This is a genomic window from Streptomyces sp. BB1-1-1 (assembly GCF_031597775.1).
Taxonomy (GTDB): Bacteria; Actinomycetota; Actinomycetes; order Streptomycetales; family Streptomycetaceae; genus Streptomyces; species Streptomyces thinghirensis.
Genome location: NZ_CP134203.1, coordinates 2463322 through 2482881, shown reverse-complemented (window position 1 = coordinate 2482881; position 19560 = coordinate 2463322). Strand labels below are relative to the sequence as shown.

The 19560-nt window shown below is 70.7% G+C and carries 18 protein-coding genes and 1 riboswitch; of the genes, 10 read left to right on the top strand and 8 right to left on the bottom strand.

Features of this window, described 5'->3' with window-relative positions; all coding sequences use genetic code 11:
- Positions 1-49: 49 nt before the first annotated feature.
- From tsf to RI578_RS11340, 4 genes are all read left to right on the top strand, one after another.
- Complete coding sequence (gene tsf / locus RI578_RS11355; protein ID WP_121749409.1) at positions 50-886, top strand: translation elongation factor Ts; 837 nt, start codon at positions 50-52, stop codon at positions 884-886.
- Positions 887-1092: 206 nt separating this feature from the next.
- Positions 1093-1851 (top strand): UMP kinase, encoded by a 759-nt coding sequence (pyrH, locus tag RI578_RS11350; protein ID WP_310870985.1) that lies wholly within the window; start codon positions 1093-1095, stop codon positions 1849-1851.
- Between the two features lie 181 nt (positions 1852-2032).
- Entirely contained in the window at positions 2033-2590 is a 558-nt protein-coding gene (gene frr, locus RI578_RS11345) for a ribosome recycling factor (RefSeq protein WP_210960347.1), read from the top strand.
- Positions 2590-3747 (top strand): phosphatidate cytidylyltransferase, encoded by a 1158-nt coding sequence (locus RI578_RS11340; RefSeq protein ID WP_310870984.1) that lies wholly within the window; start codon positions 2590-2592, stop codon positions 3745-3747. The genes frr and RI578_RS11340 overlap by 1 nt, the downstream gene beginning before the upstream one ends.
- 96 nt (positions 3748-3843) lie before the next feature.
- Here the strand turns inward: RI578_RS11340 and RI578_RS11335 are convergent, their stop codons facing one another.
- Positions 3844-4329: a VOC family protein gene (locus RI578_RS11335; RefSeq protein ID WP_310870983.1), complete on the bottom strand. Its 486-nt coding sequence runs from the start codon at positions 4327-4329 to the stop codon at positions 3844-3846.
- Positions 4330-4537: 208 nt separating this feature from the next.
- Between RI578_RS11335 and rlmN the strand changes: the two genes are divergently transcribed.
- From rlmN to RI578_RS11310, 5 genes are all read left to right on the top strand, one after another.
- Entirely contained in the window at positions 4538-5644 is a 1107-nt protein-coding gene (rlmN, locus tag RI578_RS11330) for a 23S rRNA (adenine(2503)-C(2))-methyltransferase RlmN (RefSeq protein ID WP_310870982.1), read from the top strand.
- A gap of 66 nt (positions 5645-5710) precedes the next feature.
- Positions 5711-5816, top strand: a riboswitch (TPP riboswitch).
- Between the two features lie 78 nt (positions 5817-5894).
- A complete protein-coding gene (locus tag RI578_RS11325) occupies positions 5895-6983 on the top strand; it encodes a thiamine ABC transporter substrate-binding protein (RefSeq protein ID WP_310870981.1) in 1089 nt (362 codons plus the stop codon).
- Between the two features lie 44 nt (positions 6984-7027).
- Entirely contained in the window at positions 7028-8629 is a 1602-nt protein-coding gene (locus tag RI578_RS11320) for an iron ABC transporter permease (protein ID WP_310870980.1), read from the top strand.
- A gap of 37 nt (positions 8630-8666) precedes the next feature.
- Positions 8667-9686 carry an ABC transporter ATP-binding protein gene (locus RI578_RS11315; RefSeq protein WP_310870979.1) on the top strand — a complete coding sequence of 340 codons (1020 nt, stop codon included), beginning with the start codon at positions 8667-8669 and terminating at the stop codon, positions 9684-9686.
- Between the two features lie 24 nt (positions 9687-9710).
- Complete coding sequence (locus RI578_RS11310; protein ID WP_310870978.1) at positions 9711-10511, top strand: maleylpyruvate isomerase family mycothiol-dependent enzyme; 801 nt, start codon at positions 9711-9713, stop codon at positions 10509-10511.
- Positions 10512-10602: 91 nt separating this feature from the next.
- Here the strand turns inward: RI578_RS11310 and RI578_RS11305 are convergent, their stop codons facing one another.
- The 7 genes from RI578_RS11305 to RI578_RS11275 form a co-directional block, all read right to left on the bottom strand.
- Positions 10603-11322 carry an LAETG motif-containing sortase-dependent surface protein gene (locus RI578_RS11305; protein ID WP_310870977.1) on the bottom strand — a complete coding sequence of 240 codons (720 nt, stop codon included), beginning with the start codon at positions 11320-11322 and terminating at the stop codon, positions 10603-10605.
- A 155-nt stretch (positions 11323-11477) separates the two neighbouring features.
- Positions 11478-12632 carry an LOG family protein gene (locus RI578_RS11300; RefSeq protein ID WP_310870976.1) on the bottom strand — a complete coding sequence of 385 codons (1155 nt, stop codon included), beginning with the start codon at positions 12630-12632 and terminating at the stop codon, positions 11478-11480.
- 26 nt (positions 12633-12658) lie between these two features.
- On the bottom strand, positions 12659-13066 hold the full coding sequence (locus RI578_RS11295) for a VOC family protein (protein ID WP_310870975.1): 408 nt from the start codon (positions 13064-13066) through the stop codon (positions 12659-12661).
- A 112-nt stretch (positions 13067-13178) separates the two neighbouring features.
- Positions 13179-14897, bottom strand: a complete 1719-nt coding sequence (locus tag RI578_RS11290; RefSeq protein ID WP_399059899.1) for a hypothetical protein — start codon at positions 14895-14897, stop codon at positions 13179-13181.
- Positions 14879-15709 carry an ATP-binding cassette domain-containing protein gene (locus RI578_RS11285; protein WP_310870974.1) on the bottom strand — a complete coding sequence of 277 codons (831 nt, stop codon included), beginning with the start codon at positions 15707-15709 and terminating at the stop codon, positions 14879-14881. The genes RI578_RS11290 and RI578_RS11285 overlap by 19 nt, the downstream gene beginning before the upstream one ends.
- Positions 15710-15919: 210 nt before the next feature.
- A complete protein-coding gene (locus RI578_RS11280; RefSeq protein WP_310870973.1) occupies positions 15920-17293 on the bottom strand; it encodes an aspartate aminotransferase family protein in 1374 nt (457 codons plus the stop codon).
- Between the two features lie 2 nt (positions 17294-17295).
- The gene (locus RI578_RS11275) at positions 17296-17811 is read right to left on the bottom strand and encodes an Lrp/AsnC family transcriptional regulator (protein WP_210960361.1); all 516 of its coding nucleotides are present in this window, start codon (positions 17809-17811) and stop codon (positions 17296-17298) included.
- A 216-nt stretch (positions 17812-18027) separates the two neighbouring features.
- Here RI578_RS11275 and RI578_RS11270 point away from each other — a divergent pair, with 216 nt between their 5' ends.
- Positions 18028-19467, top strand: a complete 1440-nt coding sequence (locus RI578_RS11270; RefSeq protein ID WP_310870972.1) for a gamma-aminobutyraldehyde dehydrogenase — start codon at positions 18028-18030, stop codon at positions 19465-19467.
- Positions 19468-19560: the final 93 nt, after the last annotated feature.

Sequence of the window (19560 nt, the reverse complement as noted above, 5' to 3'; positions counted from 1 at the left end):
ACCCGCAAGATCTTCGATCTTCCAGACTTCCAGAAAGATTCACAGACTCATGGCGAACTACACCGCCGCCGACGTCAAGAAGCTTCGTGAGCTCACCGGCGCCGGCATGATGGACTGCAAGAAGGCGCTGGACGAGGCCGACGGCAGCGTCGAGAAGGCCGTCGAGGCGCTCCGCATCAAGGGTCAGAAGGGCGTCGCCAAGCGCGAGGGCCGCTCTGCCGAGAACGGCGCCGTCGTCTCGATCATCGCCGACGACAACACCTCGGGTGTCCTCGTCGAGCTGAAGTGCGAGACGGACTTCGTCGCCAAGGGCGACAAGTTCCAGAACGTCGCCAAGGCCATCGCCGAGCACGTCGCCAAGGCCGCCCCGGCCGACCTCGAGGCGCTCCTCGCCTCCGAGATCGAGTCCGGCAAGACCGTGCAGGCGTTCGTGGACGAGGCCAACGCCAACCTCGGCGAGAAGATCGTCCTGGACCGCTTCGCGCAGTTCTCCGGCGGCTTCGTGACCGCGTACATGCACCGCACGATGCCCGACCTGCCCCCGCAGATCGGTGTCCTCGTCGAGCTGGACAAGCCGAACGCCGAGATCGCCAAGGGCGTCGCCCAGCACATCGCCGCCTTCGCGCCGAAGTACCTCTCCAAGGAGGACGTCCCGGCCGAGGTCGTCGAGTCCGAGCGCCGCGTCGCCGAGGAGACCACCCGCGCCGAGGGCAAGCCCGAGGCCGCCCTGCCGAAGATCGTCGAGGGTCGCCTCAACGGCTTCTTCAAGGACGCCACGCTGCTGGGCCAGCCCTACGCGCTCGACAACAAGAAGTCCGTCCAGAAGGTGCTGGACGAGGCCGGTGTCACCCTGAAGCGCTTCTCGCGCATCAAGGTCGGCATCTGAGTCCGTACCGCGACGGACGCGCGACCCCGGTAGGGTCGACAGCAGTCGTCGGCGCCGTTCGCGTACGCCGTTGCGTACGCGCGCGTGGCGGCGGACGACAGCAGATCTGACGAGGAGGCCATTGCCGCGTATGGGATGCGAAACACGCCCCCACCGGCAGTGGCCTTCTTCGTGTGTGTGACCCACGTAAAAGAGGCGAGATCTCCATGACCACCAAGGCCGACAAGAGCGACGACGGCAAAGTTTGCGGCCGCTTCATGCTGAAGCTGTCCGGAGAGGCCTTCTCCGGCGGTGGGGGCCTGGGCGTCGACCCCGACGTGGTGCACGCCATCGCCCGTGAGATCGCGGCCGTCGTCCGGGACGGCGCGCAGATCGCGATCGTCATCGGCGGCGGCAACTTCTTCCGTGGCGCCGAGCTGCAGGTGCGCGGCATGGACCGCGCCCGCTCCGACTACATGGGCATGCTCGGCACCGTGATGAACTGCCTGGCCCTCCAGGACTTCCTGGAGAAGGAGGGCGTCGACTGCCGCGTGCAGACCGCCATCACCATGGGCCAGGTCGCCGAGCCGTACATCCCGCTGCGCGCCGTGCGCCACCTGGAGAAGGGCCGCGTGGTCATCTTCGGCGCCGGTATGGGCATGCCCTACTTCTCCACCGACACCACCGCCGCCCAGCGCGCCCTCGAGATCGACGCCGAGGCGCTGCTCATGGGCAAGAACGGCGTGGACGGGGTCTACGACTCCGACCCGAAGACAAACCCGGACGCCGTGAAGTTCGACGCGCTCGGGTACGGCGAGGTCATCACCCGTGACCTGAAGGTCGCCGACGCGACAGCCGTCACGCTCTGCCGCGACAACAGCCTCCCGATCGTGGTCTTCGAGCTTCTGAAGGAGGGCAATATCGCCCGCGCCGTCAAGGGTGAGAAGATCGGCACGCTTGTGGGTGACCAAGGCACCCGGGACTGACCGGAGAAGCACCCCCTGTCCGCGGACGCCACCTGTCCGGGGGACGGACGGGACGGGGCCGGGCCGGGGGATGGACAATGTCCCGCCGGTCGGGAACCGTGCAGGAAGAACGCGACGCAGCCGGCCGCCGGCCCGACAGGGAACCGCAGCCGGGCCTACTCAAGACACGCAGGAGCAAGTGGTGATCGAAGAGACCCTCCTCGAGGCCGAGGAGAAGATGGAGAAGGCCGTCGTGGTCGCCAAGGAGGACTTCGCCGCGATCCGCACCGGCCGTGCGCACCCGGCGATGTTCAACAAGATCGTGGCCGACTACTACGGCGCGCTGACGCCGATCAACCAGCTGGCCTCGTTCTCCGTGCCCGAGCCGCGCATGGCCGTGGTGACCCCCTTCGACAAGAGCGCCCTGCGCAACATCGAACAGGCGATCCGCGACTCCGACCTGGGCGTCAACCCCAGCAACGACGGCAACATCATCCGGGTGGTGTTCCCCGAGCTCACCGAGGAGCGCCGCCGCGACTACATCAAGGTCGCCAAGAGCAAGGCCGAGGACGCCAAGGTCTCCATCCGCTCCGTGCGCCGCAAGGCCAAGGACGCCATCGACAAGATGGTCAAGGACGGCGACGTCGGCGAGGACGAGGGCCGCCGCGCGGAGAAGGAGCTCGACGACACCACCGCCAAGTACGTCGCCCAGGTGGACGAGCTCCTGAAGCACAAGGAAGCGGAGCTGCTCGAGGTCTGATGAACGACTCTTCCTGGGGAGCGCCGCCACAAGCCGGGTACTGGGGGGCGTCCGACCAGGGGCCTGTCCAGGGGGCTGCCCCGGCGGGTCCCGCGTACGATGCGCATTACGCGCAGCAGACTCGCCCCATGCCCATCGTGCCCGACGTACCCGAACACGGCGGAGACCAGGATGACGGCCAGGGGGCCGCTCGGCTGAGCGGCCCCCTGTTCCGAGACGAGCCGTTCCGCGACGAGACGTATCGCGGAGAGAATCCGTCGGCGCAGCCGTATGCGGCGGTGCCGCAGAATCCGGAGCCCATGCCCGACGCCCCCCAGCCGGCGCAGCCGCAGCCGCAGAAGAAGACCGCGGGGCGCGACCTGGGTGCGGCGATAGGGGTCGGCGTCGGGCTCGGCGCGGTGATCGTCGCGTCGCTGTTCGTCGTCAAGGCCGTCTTCGTCGGTGTGGTCGCGGTCGCCGTCGTGGTGGGCCTGTGGGAGCTGACCAAGCGGCTGGAGGAGCGCAAGGGCATCAAGGCGCCCCTCGTGCCGCTCGCGATCGGCGGCGCGGCGATGGTGGTCGCCGGGTATGTGCGGGGTGCCGAGGGCGCGTGGGTCGCCATGGCGCTCACGGCGCTGGCGGTCCTCGTATGGCGGATGACCGAGCCGCCGGAGGGCTACCTCAAGGACGTCACGGCGGGGCTCTTCGCCGCGTTCTACGTGCCGTTCCTGGCCACGTTCGTCGCGATGATGCTCATGGCGGACGACGGCTCGCGGCGCGTCCTGACCTTCCTCCTGCTGACGGTCGTCAGCGACACCGGCGCCTACGCCGTCGGCTGGCGCTTCGGCAAGACCAAGCTCGCCCCGCGCATCAGTCCCGGCAAGACCCGTGAGGGCCTGCTCGGAGCGGTGGCGTTCGCGATGGTGGCCGGCGCGCTGTGCATGCAGTTCATGATCGACGACGGCACCTGGTGGCAGGGCCTGCTGCTCGGCCTCGCGGTCGCCGTCAGCGCCACGTTGGGCGACCTCGGCGAGTCCATGATCAAGCGGGACCTCGGCATCAAGGACATGGGTACGCTGCTCCCGGGCCACGGCGGCATCATGGACCGCCTGGACTCGCTGCTGCCGACGGCGCCGGTGGTGTGGCTGCTGTTGGTGATCTTCGTCGGTTCCGGCTGACGGCCCGGTCGTTGTCCTGACGGGTAAGGCCCGCCGTCCCCTGGGCGGCGGGCCTCTCGCTATCCGTTCCGGTCACCGCGCCTACGGCCATCGCGGTCACCCGGCAGCGGTCAGGCGGCGCCGCAGCTCCTCCTCCGAGACGTCCTCGATGTGGGTCAGGAACACCCACATGTGGCCCGAAGGGTCCTTGAGGATGACGGTGCGGTCACCGTGGAACATGTCCTTCGGCGGCTGCAGGATCTCCGCGCCGGCGGCCTCCGCCCGCTCCGCCAGACTGTCCACGTCCGGCACGAAGACGTGCAACGTGACGGACGTGCCCCCGCCCAGCGAGGCCGGCGCGGCGAAGGAGGCGGCCTCCGCCTCGTCCACGCTGGAGTCGCCCAGCATCAGCGTCGACCGCCCGATGGTGATCTCGGCGTGCATGATCCCACCGCCCGGAGCATCGATCCGGAAGTTCTCATGGGCGCCGAACGCCCGCTGGTAGAAGTCGATCGCCGCGGCGGCGTCGTCGACCATGATGTGCGGGATCACCGCATAGCGGTAGCGGTCGGGGATCTCGAAGTGGGCTGTGTGCTCGCTCATGGCGAACCTCCTCGAAAAGGCACGTTGATCGGTTCCTACGGATCGTTTCTGCGGATCGTTCCCGCGGTCTTGAACGGAGCCTAAAAGCTCAAGTTTGGTCCAGGTCAAGCGGCGATGCGGCGCCGCGGGATCTGCCGGCGCTCGGTCACGCCGGGCCTGGTCTCCCGCAGGCAGGCCACCCAAGTCGATCTGCGACACTGGTTGAGTCATGCCTAAGCCCGGAGAACTCACATTCGTCGCCCCCCGCGCAGCCAAGAAGCCGCCGCGGCACCTCGCCGACCTCACGCCCGCCGAGCGCAAGGAGGCCGTCGCCGCGATCGGCGAGAAGCCGTTCCGTGCGAAGCAGCTCTCGCAGCACTACTTCGCGCGGTACGCGCACGACCCCGAGCAGTGGACCGACATCCCCGCCGGCTCGCGCCAGGGGCTCCGGGAGGCGCTGCTGCCCGAGCTGATGTCGGTGGTGCGGCACCTGTCGACCGACCAGGGCACCACCCGCAAGACGCTGTGGAAGCTGTTCGACGGGACGCTCGTCGAGTCCGTCCTCATGCGCTACCCGGACCGGGTGACCATGTGCATCAGCTCCCAGGCGGGCTGCGGTATGAACTGCCCGTTCTGTGCCACGGGGCAGGCGGGTCTGGACCGGAATCTGTCCACCGCCGAGATCGTGCACCAGATCGTGGACGGGATGCGCGCCCTGCGGGACGGTGAGGTCCCCGGAGGACCGGCCCGGCTGAGCAACATCGTGTTCATGGGCATGGGCGAGCCCCTCGCCAACTACAACCGCGTCGTCGGCTCCATCCGCCGCCTCACCGACCCCGAGCCCGACGGACTGGGGCTCTCCCAGCGCGGCATCACCGTCTCCACGGTCGGCCTCGTGCCGGCGATCCACCGTTTCGCCGACGAGGGCTTCAAGTGCCGCCTCGCCATCTCGCTGCACGCCCCCGACGACGAGCTGCGCGACACCCTCGTCCCGGTCAACACGCGCTGGAAGGTGCGTGAGGTGCTGGACGCCGGGTTCGAGTACGCGGAGCGGTCGGGCCGGCGGCTGTCGATCGAGTACGCGCTGATCCGGGACATCAACGACCAGGCCTGGCGCGGCGACCGGCTCGGGCGGATGCTCAAGGGCAGGCCCGTGCACGTCAACCTCATCCCGCTCAACCCCACGCCCGGCTCGAAGTGGACCGCTTCACGGCCCGAGGACGAGAAGGCGTTCGTCGAGGCGATCGCGGCGCACGGTGTGCCGGTGACGATCCGGGACACCCGTGGTCAGGAGATCGACGGGGCGTGTGGTCAGCTCGCCGCGAGCGAGCGGTAACCTGACCGGCGTCGTACACCGTCGTACGACAACTTCATACGGAAGTACGTCCGGAACCACATCTTCATATTCCGACAGGGGAGCGCCACAGCGCTGAGAGTGCGGCACCGGCCGCAGACCCTCCGAACCTGGCCCAGGTCATTCTGGGTAGGGAGATCGGTCACCACTCGAGCTGTTGCGCCCTGCCCGGGACCCTCGCCAGGGTTCCGGGCGGGGCCGCGTCTTCTCCTGGTCACCCAGGAGGAATTCAGTGAGCATCACCAAGAGGGCCACCGTCCTTGCCGTCGGGCTCGGCATGGTCGGCGGCCTGGCCGCCTGCGGATCGTCGTCCGACGGCGGCAGCCAGGGCTCCGGCGACTCCAAGACCGTGACCCTCGTCAGCCACAACTCGTGGGCCGCCTCGAAGGACGTCATCGCCGCCTTCGAGAAGAGCTCCGGCTACAAGGTCCGGGTGCTGGAGGACGGCGACGCCGGGCAGGCCGTCAACAAGGCCATCCTCACCAAGGACAACCCCCAGGGCGACGTCTTCTTCGGCGTCGACAACACGCTGCTGTCCCGCGCGCTCGACAACGGGCTGTTCCAGCCGTACGAGGCGAAGGGCTCCGACCGTATCCGCCCCGAGTACCGGGCCGACCAGGATAAGCACCGGGTCACGCCCGTCACCACCGGCGACATCTGTGTCAACTACGACAAGGCGTACTTCAGCAAGCACAAGCTGACCCCGCCGGACTCCTTCGACGACCTGATCAAGCCCGAGTACAAGGACCTGCTCGTCACCGAGAACGCGGGCACCTCCTCGCCCGGTCTCGGCTTCCTGCTCGGCACCGCCGCCGAGTACGGGGACGACGGCTGGCAGGACTACTGGAAGAAGCTGAAGGCGAACGGCGTCAAGGTCGTCGACGGCTGGGAGCAGGCGTACAACGAGGAGTTCTCCGGTTCGTCCGGCGGCAAGAAGGCCAAGGGCGACCGCCCGCTCGTCGTCTCCTACGCCTCGTCCCCGCCCGCCGAGGTGATCTACGCCGACCCGCAGCCCGACACCGCGCCGACGGGCGTCGCCACCGGCACCTGCTTCCGTCAGGTCGAGTACGCGGGCCTGCTGGGCAACGCCGAGAACACCGAGGGCGGCAAGGCACTCCTCGACTTCCTCATCGGCAAGGAGTTCCAGGAGGACATGCCGCTGAACATGTTCGTCTATCCGGTGCGGGAGGGCGCGCGGATCCCCGAGGCGTTCCGGAAGTTCGGGCCGCAGGCCGAGGACCCGCAGACCATGGACCCGGCGAAGATCGCCGGCAATCGCGACCAGTGGGTCAAGTCGTGGACCTCACTCGTACTGAAGTAGGCAAGGCCAGGACTTCGCGCGGGAGCGCGGCGCGGCTGGCCCTGATGGCCGTGCCCGTCGCGTTCTTCGCGGTGTTCTTCGCCTACCCGGTCGCCGCGATCGTCGCGCGCGGACTGGAGATCGACGGATCCTGGCGGTTCGGGCGGATCGGGGACGTGCTCGCCCAGTCCGACGTACAGCAGGTGCTGTGGTTCACCACCTGGCAGGCGCTGGCCTCCACCGCGCTCACCCTGCTCGTCGCACTGCCCGGCGCGTACGTCTTCGCCCGGTTCGACTTCCCCGGCAAGCAGGTTCTGCGGGCCGTGGTGACCGTGCCGTTCGTGCTGCCGACGGTCGTCGTCGGTACGGCGTTCCTGGCGCTGGTCGGACGCGGCGGGCTGCTCGACGAGCTGTGGGGCGTACGGCTGGACACCACCGTGTGGGCGATCCTGCTCGCGCACGTCTTCTTCAACTACGCCGTCGTCGTACGCACCGTCGGCGGCCTCTGGTCGCAGCTCGACCCGCGGCAGGAGGAGGCCGCGCGGATGCTCGGCGCCTCGCGGCTGAAGGCCTGGCGGCAGGTGACGCTGCCCGCGCTCGCGCCCGCCGTGGCCGCCGCCGCGCTGATGGTGTTCCTGTTCACCTTCACCTCCTTCGGCGTCGTCCAGATCCTCGGCGGACCCGCCTTCTCCACCCTGGAGGTGGAGATCTACCGGCAGACCTCGCAGATCTTCGACCTGTCCACGGCCGCCGTGCTGACGCTGATCCAGTTCGGCGCGGTGGCCGCCATCCTCGCCGTGCACGCCTGGACGGTACGGCGGCGGGAGACGGCCCTGCGGCTGGTGGACGCGGCCACGACCGCGCGCCGGCCGCGCGGGACCGGGCAGTGGGCGCTGCTGGCCGGGGTCCTGGTCACCGTCGCCGTGCTGCTGGTGCTGCCGCTCGCCGTGCTGGTCGAGCGGTCGCTCGGTGCGCCCGGGTTCGGCTACTACCGGGCGCTGACCCAGGAGGACGGCGGCACCTTCCTCGTCCCGCCGATCGAGGCCATCGGCAACAGCCTCCAGTACGCCGTCGCCGCCACCGCCATCGCCGTGGTGATCGGCGCGCTGGCCGCCACCGCGCTCACCCGCCGCGACGCGGGCCGCTTCGTACGCGGTTTCGACGCGCTGCTGATGCTGCCGCTCGGGGTGTCCGCCGTGACGGTCGGCTTCGGGTTCCTGATCGCGCTGGACGAACCCCCGCTGGATCTCAGAGCCTCCTGGATCCTCGTGCCGCTCGCGCAGGCGCTGGTCGGCGTCCCCTTCGTCGTACGGACCATGCTGCCGGTGCTGCGGGCGGTGGACGTACGGCTGCGGGAGGTGGCGGCGGTGCTCGGGGCGTCGCCGTGGCGGGTGTGGCGGGAGGTGGACCTGCCGATGGTGCGGCGGGCACTGCTGGTCGCGGCCGGGTTCGCCTTCGCGGTGTCGCTCGGAGAGTTCGGGGCGACCGTGTTCATCGCGCGGCCGGACAACCCGACGCTGCCGGTGGCCGTGGCGCGGCTGCTGGGGAGGCCCGGGGACATGAACTACGGCCAGGCGATGGCCCTGTCGACGATTCTGATGCTGGTGTGCGCCGTGGCCCTGGTGGTGCTGGAGCGGCTGCGGACCGACCGGAGCGGGGAGTTCTAGGGATGCGCGGAGTTCTACGGATGCGGGAGTTCTACGGATGCTGCTGAGCCTCGAAGGCGCGACCGTCCGTTTCGGCGGGCGGGCCGTGCTCGACGCCGTCGACCTGGGGGTCGCCGAGCACGAGGTGGTGTGCGTGCTCGGGCCCAGCGGCAGCGGCAAGTCGACGCTGCTGCGGGCGGTCGCCGGGCTCCAGCCGCTGGACGCCGGGCGGGTGACGCTGGACGGGCGGGACCAGTCCGGGGTGCCCGCGCACAAGCGCGAGGTCGGGCTGATGTTCCAGGACCACCAGCTCTTCCCGCAGCGGGACGTGGCCGGAAACATCGCCTTCGGACCGCGGATGCGCGGCGCCTCCCGCGCCGGACAGCGGGAGCGGGTGGGGGAGTTGCTGGAGCTGGTCGGGCTGCCGGGCGCCGAGCACCGGTCCGTCGCCGCGCTCTCCGGCGGTGAGCAGCAGCGGGTGGCGCTGGCCCGCGCCCTCGCGCCCCGGCCCCGCCTGCTGATGCTGGACGAGCCGCTCGGCCAGCTCGACCGCTCGCTGCGGGAGCGCCTCGTCGTCGAACTACGGGAGCTGTTCGGCCGGTTGGGTACGACCGTGCTCGCCGTGACGCACGACCAGGGGGAGGCATTCGCGCTCGCCGACCGGGTCGTGGTGATGCGGGACGGGCGGATCGCCCAGTCGGGGACGCCGCTGGAGGTGTGGCAGCGGCCCGCCGACGCCTTCGTGGCCCGCTTCCTCGGTTTCGACAACGTGGTCGACGCGACCGTCACCGGGCAGGCCGCCGACACCCCGTGGGGCAAGGTGCCGGTCCCCGAGGACGCCCCGCAGGGCGCCCGTACCCTGCTCGTCCGGCCCGCCGGCGTGCGCATGGTGGCCGCCGACGAGGGCCTGCGCTGCACGGTCACCGCACGCACCTTCCGGGGCACCCACGTCGCCGTCCACCTCCAGCCCGAGGACGCGCCGCGCCTGGAGGCGGCGTGCGCGCTGCGGGCGGCTCCGGGGGTCGGGGACACGGTGGGGGTGGAGTTCGACGGGGCGGAAATCGTCGTGTTGCGATGATCGTCCGGCTCGTAGGGTGAAGGCATGACACGCCTCGCGCATGACCGTTACTGCGATGAGATCGCCCATCAGGTGGGCCGGTTCGGTGCCGTGCTGTCCTCCGGCGCCGACCTGTCCGCCACCGTGCCGACCTGCCCGGACTGGACGCTGGAGGACCTGGTGCGGCACGTCGGCCGCGCCCTGCGCTGGACGGAGCTGACCGTCCGCACCCGCGCCGAGGAGGAGGTCCCGTTGGACCGTGCGCCGGGAGCCGAGGGTCCGCCGGTGACGGGGGACACGGCCGCGCTGGAGGCGTGGCTGGCGGAGACCGGTGAGTTGGTCGTGCGCGCGCTGCGGGAAGCCGGACCGGACGGGCGGGCGTGGTCGTGGTCCGGGGACCACACCGCGGGCTACTGGGCCCGCCGGATGACGCACGAGCTGGTCGTCCACGGGGCGGACGCGGCCCTCGCGGCGGGCCGTCCGTTCGAGCCGGTCGCCGCCGAGGTGGCGGCCGACTCGATCGACGAGTGGCTGGAGATCGCGCAGTTCGTGCAGCGGGTTCTTCCCGACGGGTCGGCCAAGGGACTGCGGGCGCCCGGCCGGAGCATCCACCTGCACGCCACCGACACCGCCGCGGACCTCGACGCCGAATGGCTGATCGAGCTGCCCGAGGAGGGCGTCACCTGGCGCCGCGGCCACGAGAAGGCGAGCGTGGCCCTGCGGGGGCCGCTCACGGACGTGCTGCTGGCCTTCTACCGCAGGCTCCCGCTGGACACCCCCGGACTCCAGGTGATCGGCGACCGCGAGCTGCTGGAACTCTGGCTGGAGAACGCGGCGTTCGGCTGAGGCGACGCCAGGCGACGCCAGGCGAGACGACGTGACGGTGGCCCGTCCCCGGCCGGGGACGGGCCACCGCTGCGTACGGAGGCGCGAGGCGTCAGCGGTCGCTGTTCGCCCCGCGACGGCGCAGGCCGAAGAAGACCGCGCCGCCACCGATGGCGACCAGGGCCGCCGCGACGCCGGCGATCATGCCGGTGTTGGAGCCCGCGCCGGTCTCGGCGAGGTTGGACTCACCGGCCGCCGGGGACGGGGCGTTGTCGCTCGGCACGGCCGCCGGAGCGGTGCTCTCGCTCTGCGACGGAGCCGGGGCCGACGTGGACGGTGCCGGGGTCGGCGTCTCCGTTTCCTCGGCCGGGGTGGAGGAGCTTTCCGACGGGGTCGGAGTCGGGGTCGGGGTGTCCTCCGTCTTGCAGGGGGTCGACGGGGTCACGAGGTTCGGCTTGATGTCCTCGTCGACGTAACTGTCGGCCTTGACATGGATGCGGTACTCGGCGTTCGGCTGCCAGTCCGCGGCGAAGGTGATGGTGCTGCCCTCGCGCGAGCCCTTGACCACCTGCTCGCCGATCTTCTCGGCGTCGGCACCGTTGTTCTGCAGGTAGACGGTGACGGTGGCGGGGATGCCGGCCGGGTCCACGTCGGTGACGGTGATGACACCCTTGTCGCCTTCGCACTTGGCGGCGGCGGAGAACTCGCTGATGTCGCAGGCGAGCGCGTTGCCGGCGGCGCCGATCGCCAGGGCCACCGAGGCGGAGGCGACGCCGAGGGCACGAACGCCACGGCGGGATGCCGTGCTTCTGAGTATGGACAGGACTGCCACGTTTGTCCTTTACGGGAGCGCAGATGCGGGGGGTGGAGAGGGTGCTGACGCGTGATGAGCGGCATCAGCACACCCACGAGCCTCACTGGTCTATAAGCGGTGCATAAGCAGTGTCAACGCATATGCCGGTCAAGGGCGTTGGCTTTGCCGTCTTATTAACCGCCGAGACGTTTCAGCGCTTCCGGAGCCTCCTCGATCCGGTCGACGAGCGCGATCCGGGACTCCATCGTCCGCCCCTCGGCGAGCGACGTGAGGAGCGGCCACGCGGGGAGCTTCTCCGTCCAGTGCGCCCGGTCCACCAGCACCATCGGCGTGGGCTCGCCCCGCGACTCGTAGTAGTTCGGCGTCGCGTTGTCGAAGATCTCCTGTACGGTCCCGGCGGCGCCCGGCAGGAAGACCACGCCCGCGTTGGAGCGGGCCAGCAGGCCGTCCTCGCGGGTGGCGTTGGCGAAGTACTTGGCGATGTGCGTGGCGAAGGCGTTGGGCGGCTCGTGGCCGTAGAACCAGGTGGGGATGCCGACCGAGGCGCCGCCTCCGGGCCAGCGTTCACGGACCTCGAACGCGGACCGCGCCCAGTCGGTGATCGACGGGGTGAACGACGCGACCTTGGCGAGGAGCAGCAGCGCGTCGTCCAGCATCCCGTCGTCGAACGGGGCCGCGTAGGCGCCGAGGTTCGCCGCCTCCATCGCGCCCGGACCGCCGCCGGTGGCCACGGTGAAACCGGCGCGGGCCAGTTCGCGGCCCAGGCGCGCGGCGCCCGCGTACGACCTGGTGCCGCGCGCCATGGCGTGACCGCCCATGACGCCCACCACCCGGGCGCCGGTGAGGAGTTCGTCGATCGCGTCGGAGACGGCGTCGTCGTGGATCGCCCGCAGCATGGAGGCGAAGACGTCGCCGTCCGCCTTGGTCTGCTGGAACCAGTCGTGGGCGAGGGCGTCCGGTGTCGCCTCGTAGCCCTCGTCGAGACGGGCGAACAGCTCGTCGGGGGAGTAGACGCGTCCGCGGTACGGATCGAAGGGCAGGCCCGGTATGGGCGGGAAGACCAGGGCGCCGGCGGCGCGCACCCGGGTGGCCGCTTCGGGTGCCATCGGGCAGCCGAGGAAGACGGCGCCCGTGGAGTCCGCGGACATCAGGGCGTCCGTACGGGCCGTCAGATCGACGGCCTGGACGCGGTAGTGGGCGAGTGTGCCGTGCGCCGAGACGACGGAGTCGAACTCGGCGAGGCTCTCGATCTCCCGGTCGTGGCAGGCGTGGTGGGACTGGGGCTGGGCCTGTGACCGGGCCTTGGGCCGGGCGGGTGTCGGATCCACCCGCCCATGCTAGGCATGCGCCCGGCTCAGCCCTCGACCGCCGCCGGGTCCATCCACACGACCTCGAAGGTGTGGCCGTCGATGTCGTCGAAGGCCCGGCCGTACATGAAGCCGTGGTCCTGGGTCTCGCCGGAGACCGAACCGCCGGCCGCGACCGCCTTCTCCACCAGCTCGTCGACCTTCTCGCGGCTCTCGGCGCTCAGCGCGATCAGCACCTCGCTGGACTTCGTCGAGTCCACGATGTCCTTCTTCGTGAACTGGCGGTACTTCTCCGGCGTGTGCACCATCACGACGATGGTCTCGCTCAGCGGGATCGACGCGGTGGTGTCGTCGCTGAACTGGGCGTTGATCTCGTAGCCGAGCCCGGTGAAGAACTTCTTCGAGGCGTCGAGGTTGTTGGTGGCCAGGTTCACGAAGATCATCTGCTGGTACATGAGGGCCTCTCCCGTCGGTGTCCTGCTGTTGTCGTGCCGTTCGAAGGGTTAGACGCGAGGGGCGGGCGGAACTCATCGCTGGTTCGCGAATTTCTTCGAGAATCTTTTTTGGTCAGCCGGCCAAGGGCAGTGACGCCAGCTGCGCGACGATCAGGGTCAACGGGCCGAACAGGGCGAGCAGCGCGCCGGCGCGCACGGCGGCGGCGGCGCGCAGGGTGGCCGGGGGCGCGCCCAGCCGCAGCAGGGCGTCCGTCGTGTCGGCGCGGGCGTGCTTGGCCTCGACGGCCGCGGTGAGGAGGGTGGCCACCGTGCAGCCGGCGACCAGGAGGGCGCCGAGGACGCTCAGCGGGCCGAAGTCCGGTCCGTCCGTGCCGTACAGGACGGTCCCCGCGTAGGCCGCGGAGGCCACGGCGCAGACGACGCCGAGGGGGCGGCCGACGCGGTGCGACTCCTCCATCAGGACTCGGCCGGCCAAGAGGCGCAGGGCGCCGGGGCGGGCGGTCTGGAGCAGGCGGCCGCACAGGTGGGTGAGGCCGGGGCCGGCCATGGCGAGGCCCAGGACGGTGAGGGCCCAGCCGAAGAGGACGCCGGCGGAGGGGGTGGCGTCGGGGGTGGGGGCGGCCGTGTTGCCGGCGTAGGTCTCCACGGCGAGGCCTGCGGTGAGGACGGCGATGCCCCAGGGGAGGGTGGTGGTGTTCTGGGGGCGGGGTGTGGGCGTGGGCGGGGGTGTGGTTGTGGTTGTGGCCTCGGGCGGGGGCGGGGGCGGGGGCGGGGGCGGGGGCGGGGTCGGGCGGTCGGGTACGGCGTCCGGCGTCGGCTGCGGGGCGTCCGTCGGGGGTGCCGGGTGGGTGGCACTGGCCTGCGTCAGCAGGGCGCCGCCTGCGCCCACCCGTGCCGCCCCAGCGGCACGACTGCCCGCAGGGGGTGCGGCGAGGCCGCCCGCGGGGGGTGTGGCGGGGTTGCCGGCGGGGGGTGTGGCGGGGTTGCCGGCGGGGGGTGTGGCGGGGTTGCCGGTGGTGGTTGTGGCGGGGCTGCCAGCGGGGGGTGCGGTGGGGTTGCCGGCGGTGGGTGCGGCGGGGGGTGCGGCGAGGCCGCGCGCGAGGGATGCGGCGGGGCCGCCCGCGGGGTTTGCGCCGGAGCTGCCCGCAGGTGGTGCGGTGGGGCTGCCCGCTGGTGGTGCGGTGGGGCTGCCCGTGGGTGAGGCCGGGGCCAGGCGGGCGCCGAAGCGGCCGTATGTGCCGAAGGTCTCGCGGGCCGCCCCCCAGCCGTACGCGCCGAAGCGGCCGTAGCGACGGGAGCCGGTGGGCGGGGTGGGCCGGGGCTCGCGGGGGCGCAGTGTGAGCGCCACTGCGGCCGAGGCGGTGGCCGGTACCAGGCTCAGCAGCGTCAGCGCCGCCGGGAAGGGGAGGGCTTGGCCGACTGCCAGGGCGTCGGAAACGGCGCCCTCGAAGGGCCGGCCGGTCAGGTCGCCGCGCAGGTGGAGGAAGACGAGCAGGGCCACCACCGAGCCGAACGCGCCGGTCAGGGCCGTGGTCGTCGCCGATACGGCCATCAGGCGGCCGGGACCCAGGCCGATCGCCGACAGCCCGGGGCGGGGCCGGGTGCCGGGGTCGGTGCGGGCCACGGCGACCGCGAGGTACACCGTGGCGGCGAGGGGCGCCGTGCACCAGGCCAGGCGGAGGGCGGAGGCGCCGGGTGTGCCCGGGTGGGTCATCGCGTGGCCGAGGGCGCACAGCAGCAGGAAGCCCGTGCCCGCCGAGGCCACCGCGACCAGCAGTCGGCGCAGTTGGACGGCGAGGTGGGCGGCGCGGGTCAGGCGGAGAGCGAGCACGCCGCCAGGCCTTCCGTTCCGGAGGTTCCAGTGGTCCCTGTGACGTCGGTTGTTCGCGTGGCTCCCGTGGCTCCCGTGGCTGCCGTGGCCCCGGTGGCCACCGCTGTCTCGGAGACCGGGGGCAGGTGCACGGTCCGAACCTGGCGTCCGTCCAGCAGTGTCACCGTGCGGTCCGCCAGGGCGGCGGTCCGCGCGTCGTGCGTGGCGAGGAGGACGGTGATGCCGTGCGAGCGGGCCGCCGTGGTGAGGGTCCGCAGGACGTGGGCGCGGTCGGCGCTGTGCAGGGGGGCCGTCGGCTCGTCGGCGAAGAGGACCGCGGGGGTGACGGCGAGCGCGCGGGCGATGCAGACGCGCTGCCGCTCGGCCTGCTGGAGTTCGTGCGGGCGCCGGCGGGCCTTGTCGCCCACGTCGAGACGCTCCAGCCACTCCAGGGCGGCGGTCTTGGCCCGGCGACGGCCGGCGCCGCGCAGCATGAGGGGGAGGGCGGCGTTCTCCCAGGCGTTGAGTTCCGGCACGAGCACGGGGGCGGGGTCGATCCAGCCGAAGCGGTCGCGGCGCAGTCGTTCGCGGCCGAGCGGGCCCATGGTGTGCATCGGCACGCTGTTGAACCACACCTCGCCGTCCTGCGGCCGGACCAGCCCGGACAGACACCTGAGCAGCGTGGTCTTGCCACTGCCGCGCGGGCCGCTCACGGCGAGGATCTCGCCCTCGCGGACGCCGAGCGACACGCCTTGAAGCGCGGGGGAGCCGTCGTGGTGCTGGAAGCGCAGGGCGCGGGCCCAGAGCACGTCGTTGTCCGGCGGGGCCTCCATGGGCGTACACCTCGGTTCTGATCCGTATTTCCCCGGTCACGTCCCTCTTCCGGGGGAACGAAGGCGGGGCCGATCGGTCACTGGGCACGGTAAGGAGTCGCCGCGGGGGAAGCCGGACAGCACGCGGCCCCGGGCCGCCGTTCTCACTCGAACGGGCGGCGCCGGGGCCGGTGATGATCTTCCAGACGGATGATCGGAAATCTGTCCGGATCAGAGCTTCGCCCACGCCTCCGTCAGCGTGGCGCGCAGGATCTGCTCGATCTCGTCGAAGGTCTCCTGGTTGGAGATCAGCGGCGGGGCGAGCTGGATGACCGGGTCACCGCGGTCGTCGGCACGGCAGTACAGGCCGTTGTCGAAGAGCGCCTTCGACAGGAAGCCGTACAGGATCCGCTCGGTCTCCTCGTCGTTGAAGGACTCCTTGGTGGCCTTGTCCTTGACCAGCTCGATGCCGTAGAAGAAGCCGTTGCCGCGGACGTCGCCGACGATCGGCAGGTCGAGGAGCTTCTCCAGGGTCGCCCGGAAGTTGCCCTCGTTGTCCAGCACGTGCTTGTTGAGGCCCTCGCGCTCGAACAGGTCGAGGTTGGCGATGCCGACCGCGGCGGAGACCGGGTGGCCGCCGAAGGTGTAGCCGTGCAGGAAGGTGTTGTCGCCCTTGTAGAACGGCTCGGCCAGGCGGTCCGAGATGATGCAGGCGCCGATCGGGGAGTAGCCCGAGGTCATGCCCTTGGCGCAGGTGATCATGTCCGGGACGTAGCCGAACTTGTCGCAGGCGAAGGTCGTGCCGAGGCGGCCGAAGGCGCAGATGACCTCGTCCGAGACGAGCAGCACGTCGTACTGGTCGCAGATCTCGCGCACCCGCTGGAAGTAGCCGGGCGGGGGCGGGAAGCAGCCGCCGGCGTTCTGCACGGGCTCCAGGAAGACGGCCGCGACGGTCTCCGGGCCCTCGAACAGGATCTGCTGCTCGATCTGGTCGGCGGCCCAGCGGCCGAAGGCCTCGGGGTCGTCGCCAAAGAGCGGGGCGCGGTAGATGTTGGTGTTCGGCACCTTGTGCGCGCCCGGGACGAGCGGCTCGAAGGGGGCCTTCAGGGCCGGCAGGCCGGTGATGGACAGGGCGCCCTGCGGGGTGCCGTGGTAGGCGACCGCGCGGGAGATGACCTTGTACTTGGTCGGCTTGCCGGTCAGCTTGAAGTACTGCTTGGCGAGCTTCCAGGCGGTCTCGACCGCCTCACCGCCGCCGGTGGTGAAGAAGACCTTGTTGAGGTCGCCGGGGGCCTCGTTGGCCAGGCGCTCGGCCAGCTCGACGGCCTTCGGGTGGGCGTAGGACCACACTGGGAAGAAGGCGAGCTCCTGCGCCTGCTTCGAGGCGGTCTCGGCAAGCTCCGTGCGGCCGTGTCCGGCCTGGACCACGAACAGGCCGGCGAGACCGTCGAGGTAGCGCTTGCCCTTGTCGTCGTAGATGTGGGTGCCCTCACCGCGGACGATGGTGGGGACGGGGGCGTTCTCGTACGACGACATGCGGGTGAAGTGCATCCACAGGTGGTCGTAGGCGGTCCTGCTGAGGTCCTTGGGGCTGTCGGTGCTCACGATTATCGGGTTCCCCACATATAGGTCTGCTTCTTGAGCTTCATGTAGACGAAGCTCTCGGTGGAGCGCACTCCGGGTACGGCCCGGATGCGTTTGTTGATGACGTCCAGAAGGTGGTCGTCGTCCTCGCAGACGACCTCCACCATCAGGTCGAAGGAGCCCGCGGTCATCACCACGTACTCGCATTCGGACATGGCCGTCACCGCGTCGGCGACGGACTCCACGTCGCCCTCGACACGGACGCCGACCATCGCCTGCCGGCGGAATCCCACGGTGAGCGGGTCCGTGACGGCGACGATCTGCATCACGCCCTGGTCGAGCAGCTTCTGGACGCGCTGGCGCACGGCCGCTTCCGACAGGCCCACGGCCTTGCCGATGGCGGCGTACGGCCGGCGGCCGTCCTCCTGGAGCTGCTCGATGATGGCGAGGGAGACGGCGTCCAACTGGGGACCGCCGTTCCTGGACTCGCGGGAGTCCTTCTGGTCTGCGCTTCGACTGGCCACGGCTTCACTGTGCACGACGTATCGACAGTTTTGCAAGGCCGGATCGATGAAATTCGTTGTCTACGAGGTCAGACCCTACGGATTTCGCAACCTTGGGGCGGCCGGGGGTGTTGAAAACGTCGGGTCTCCGTCTAGGGTGGGTGTCTCAGTGTTCGGACGGCCGACAGTCAGCAGATGTGGGGTCCGGACACCGGGAGACCTGAAGTAGACACCGAACTTGGAGGGCCGGCAGTGAGCACCGAGCTGCGTCGTCTGCGCAACTACATCGACGGTGAGTTCCGGGACGCCGCCGACGGACGGACCACCGAGGTGGTCAACCCCGCCACGGGCGAGGCCTACGCGACCGCCCCCCTGTCCGGGCAGGCGGACGTGGACGCCGCCATGGCGGCCGCCGCCGCGGCCTTCCCGGCCTGGCGGGACCTGGTCCCGGCCGAGCGGCAGAAGGCCCTGCTGAAGATCGCGGACGCGTTCGAGGAGCGGGCCGAGGAACTGATCGCGGCCGAGGTGGAGAACACGGGCAAGCCCATCGGGCTGACCCGCTCCGAGGAGATCCCGCCGATGGTCGACCAGATCCGCTTCTTCGCGGGCGCGGCGCGGATGCTGGAGGGACGCAGTGCCGGTGAGTACATGGAGGGCCTGACCTCCATGATCCGCCGCGAGCCGATCGGCGTCTGCGCGCAGGTCGCGCCGTGGAACTACCCGATGATGATGGCCGTGTGGAAGTTCGCCCCGGCGCTCGCCGCGGGCAACACGGTCGTCCTGAAGCCCTCGGACACCACCCCGGCGTCCACGGCCCTGATGGCCGACATCATCGGCTCGATCGTGCCCAAGGGCGTCTTCAACGTCGTCTGCGGCGACCGCGACACCGGCCGTCTGATGGTCGAGCACGAGACCCCGGCGATGGCCTCCATCACCGGCTCGGTGCGGGCCGGCATGTCGGTCGCCGAGTCGGCGTCGAAGGACGTCAAGCGCGTCCACCTGGAGCTGGGCGGCAAGGCGCCGGTCGTCGTCTTCGAGGACACCGACATCCCCAAGGCCGTCGAGGGCATCTCGGAGGCGGGCTACTTCAACGCCGGCCAGGACTGCACCGCGGCCACTCGCGTGCTGGTCCACGAGTCGGTCCACGACGAGTTCGTGAGCGCGCTCGCGAAGGCCGCGTCCGAGATCAAGACCGGCCAGCCGGACGACGAGGACGTCATGTACGGCCCGCTCAACAACCCGAACCAGCTCAAGCAGGTCGTCGGGTTCATCGAGCGTCTCCCCGCGCACGCCAAGGTCGAGGCGGGCGGCCACCAGGTCGGCGAGAAGGGCTACTTCTACGCCCCGACCGTCGTCTCGGGCCTCAAGCAGGACGACGAGATCGTGCAGAACGAGGTCTTCGGCCCCGTCATCACCGTCCAGTCCTTCCGCGACGAGGACCAGGCCGTCGAGTGGGCCAACGGCGTCGAGTACGCGCTGGCCTCCTCGGTGTGGACCAAGGACCACGGCCGCGCCATGCGGATGTCCAAGAAGCTGGACTTCGGCTGCGTGTGGATCAACACCCACATCCCGCTGGTCGCCGAGATGCCGCACGGCGGCTTCAAGAAGTCCGGCTACGGCAAGGACCTGTCGGGGTACGGCTTCGAGGACTACACCCGGATCAAGCACGTGATGACGTCGCTGGACGCGTGACGGCCTGGACGTGTGACGGCCTGGACGTGTGACGCGCCTGGACGTGTGACGCACCCGGTGTGCGCGCGGCCCCGGACGGGATTCCCGTCCGGG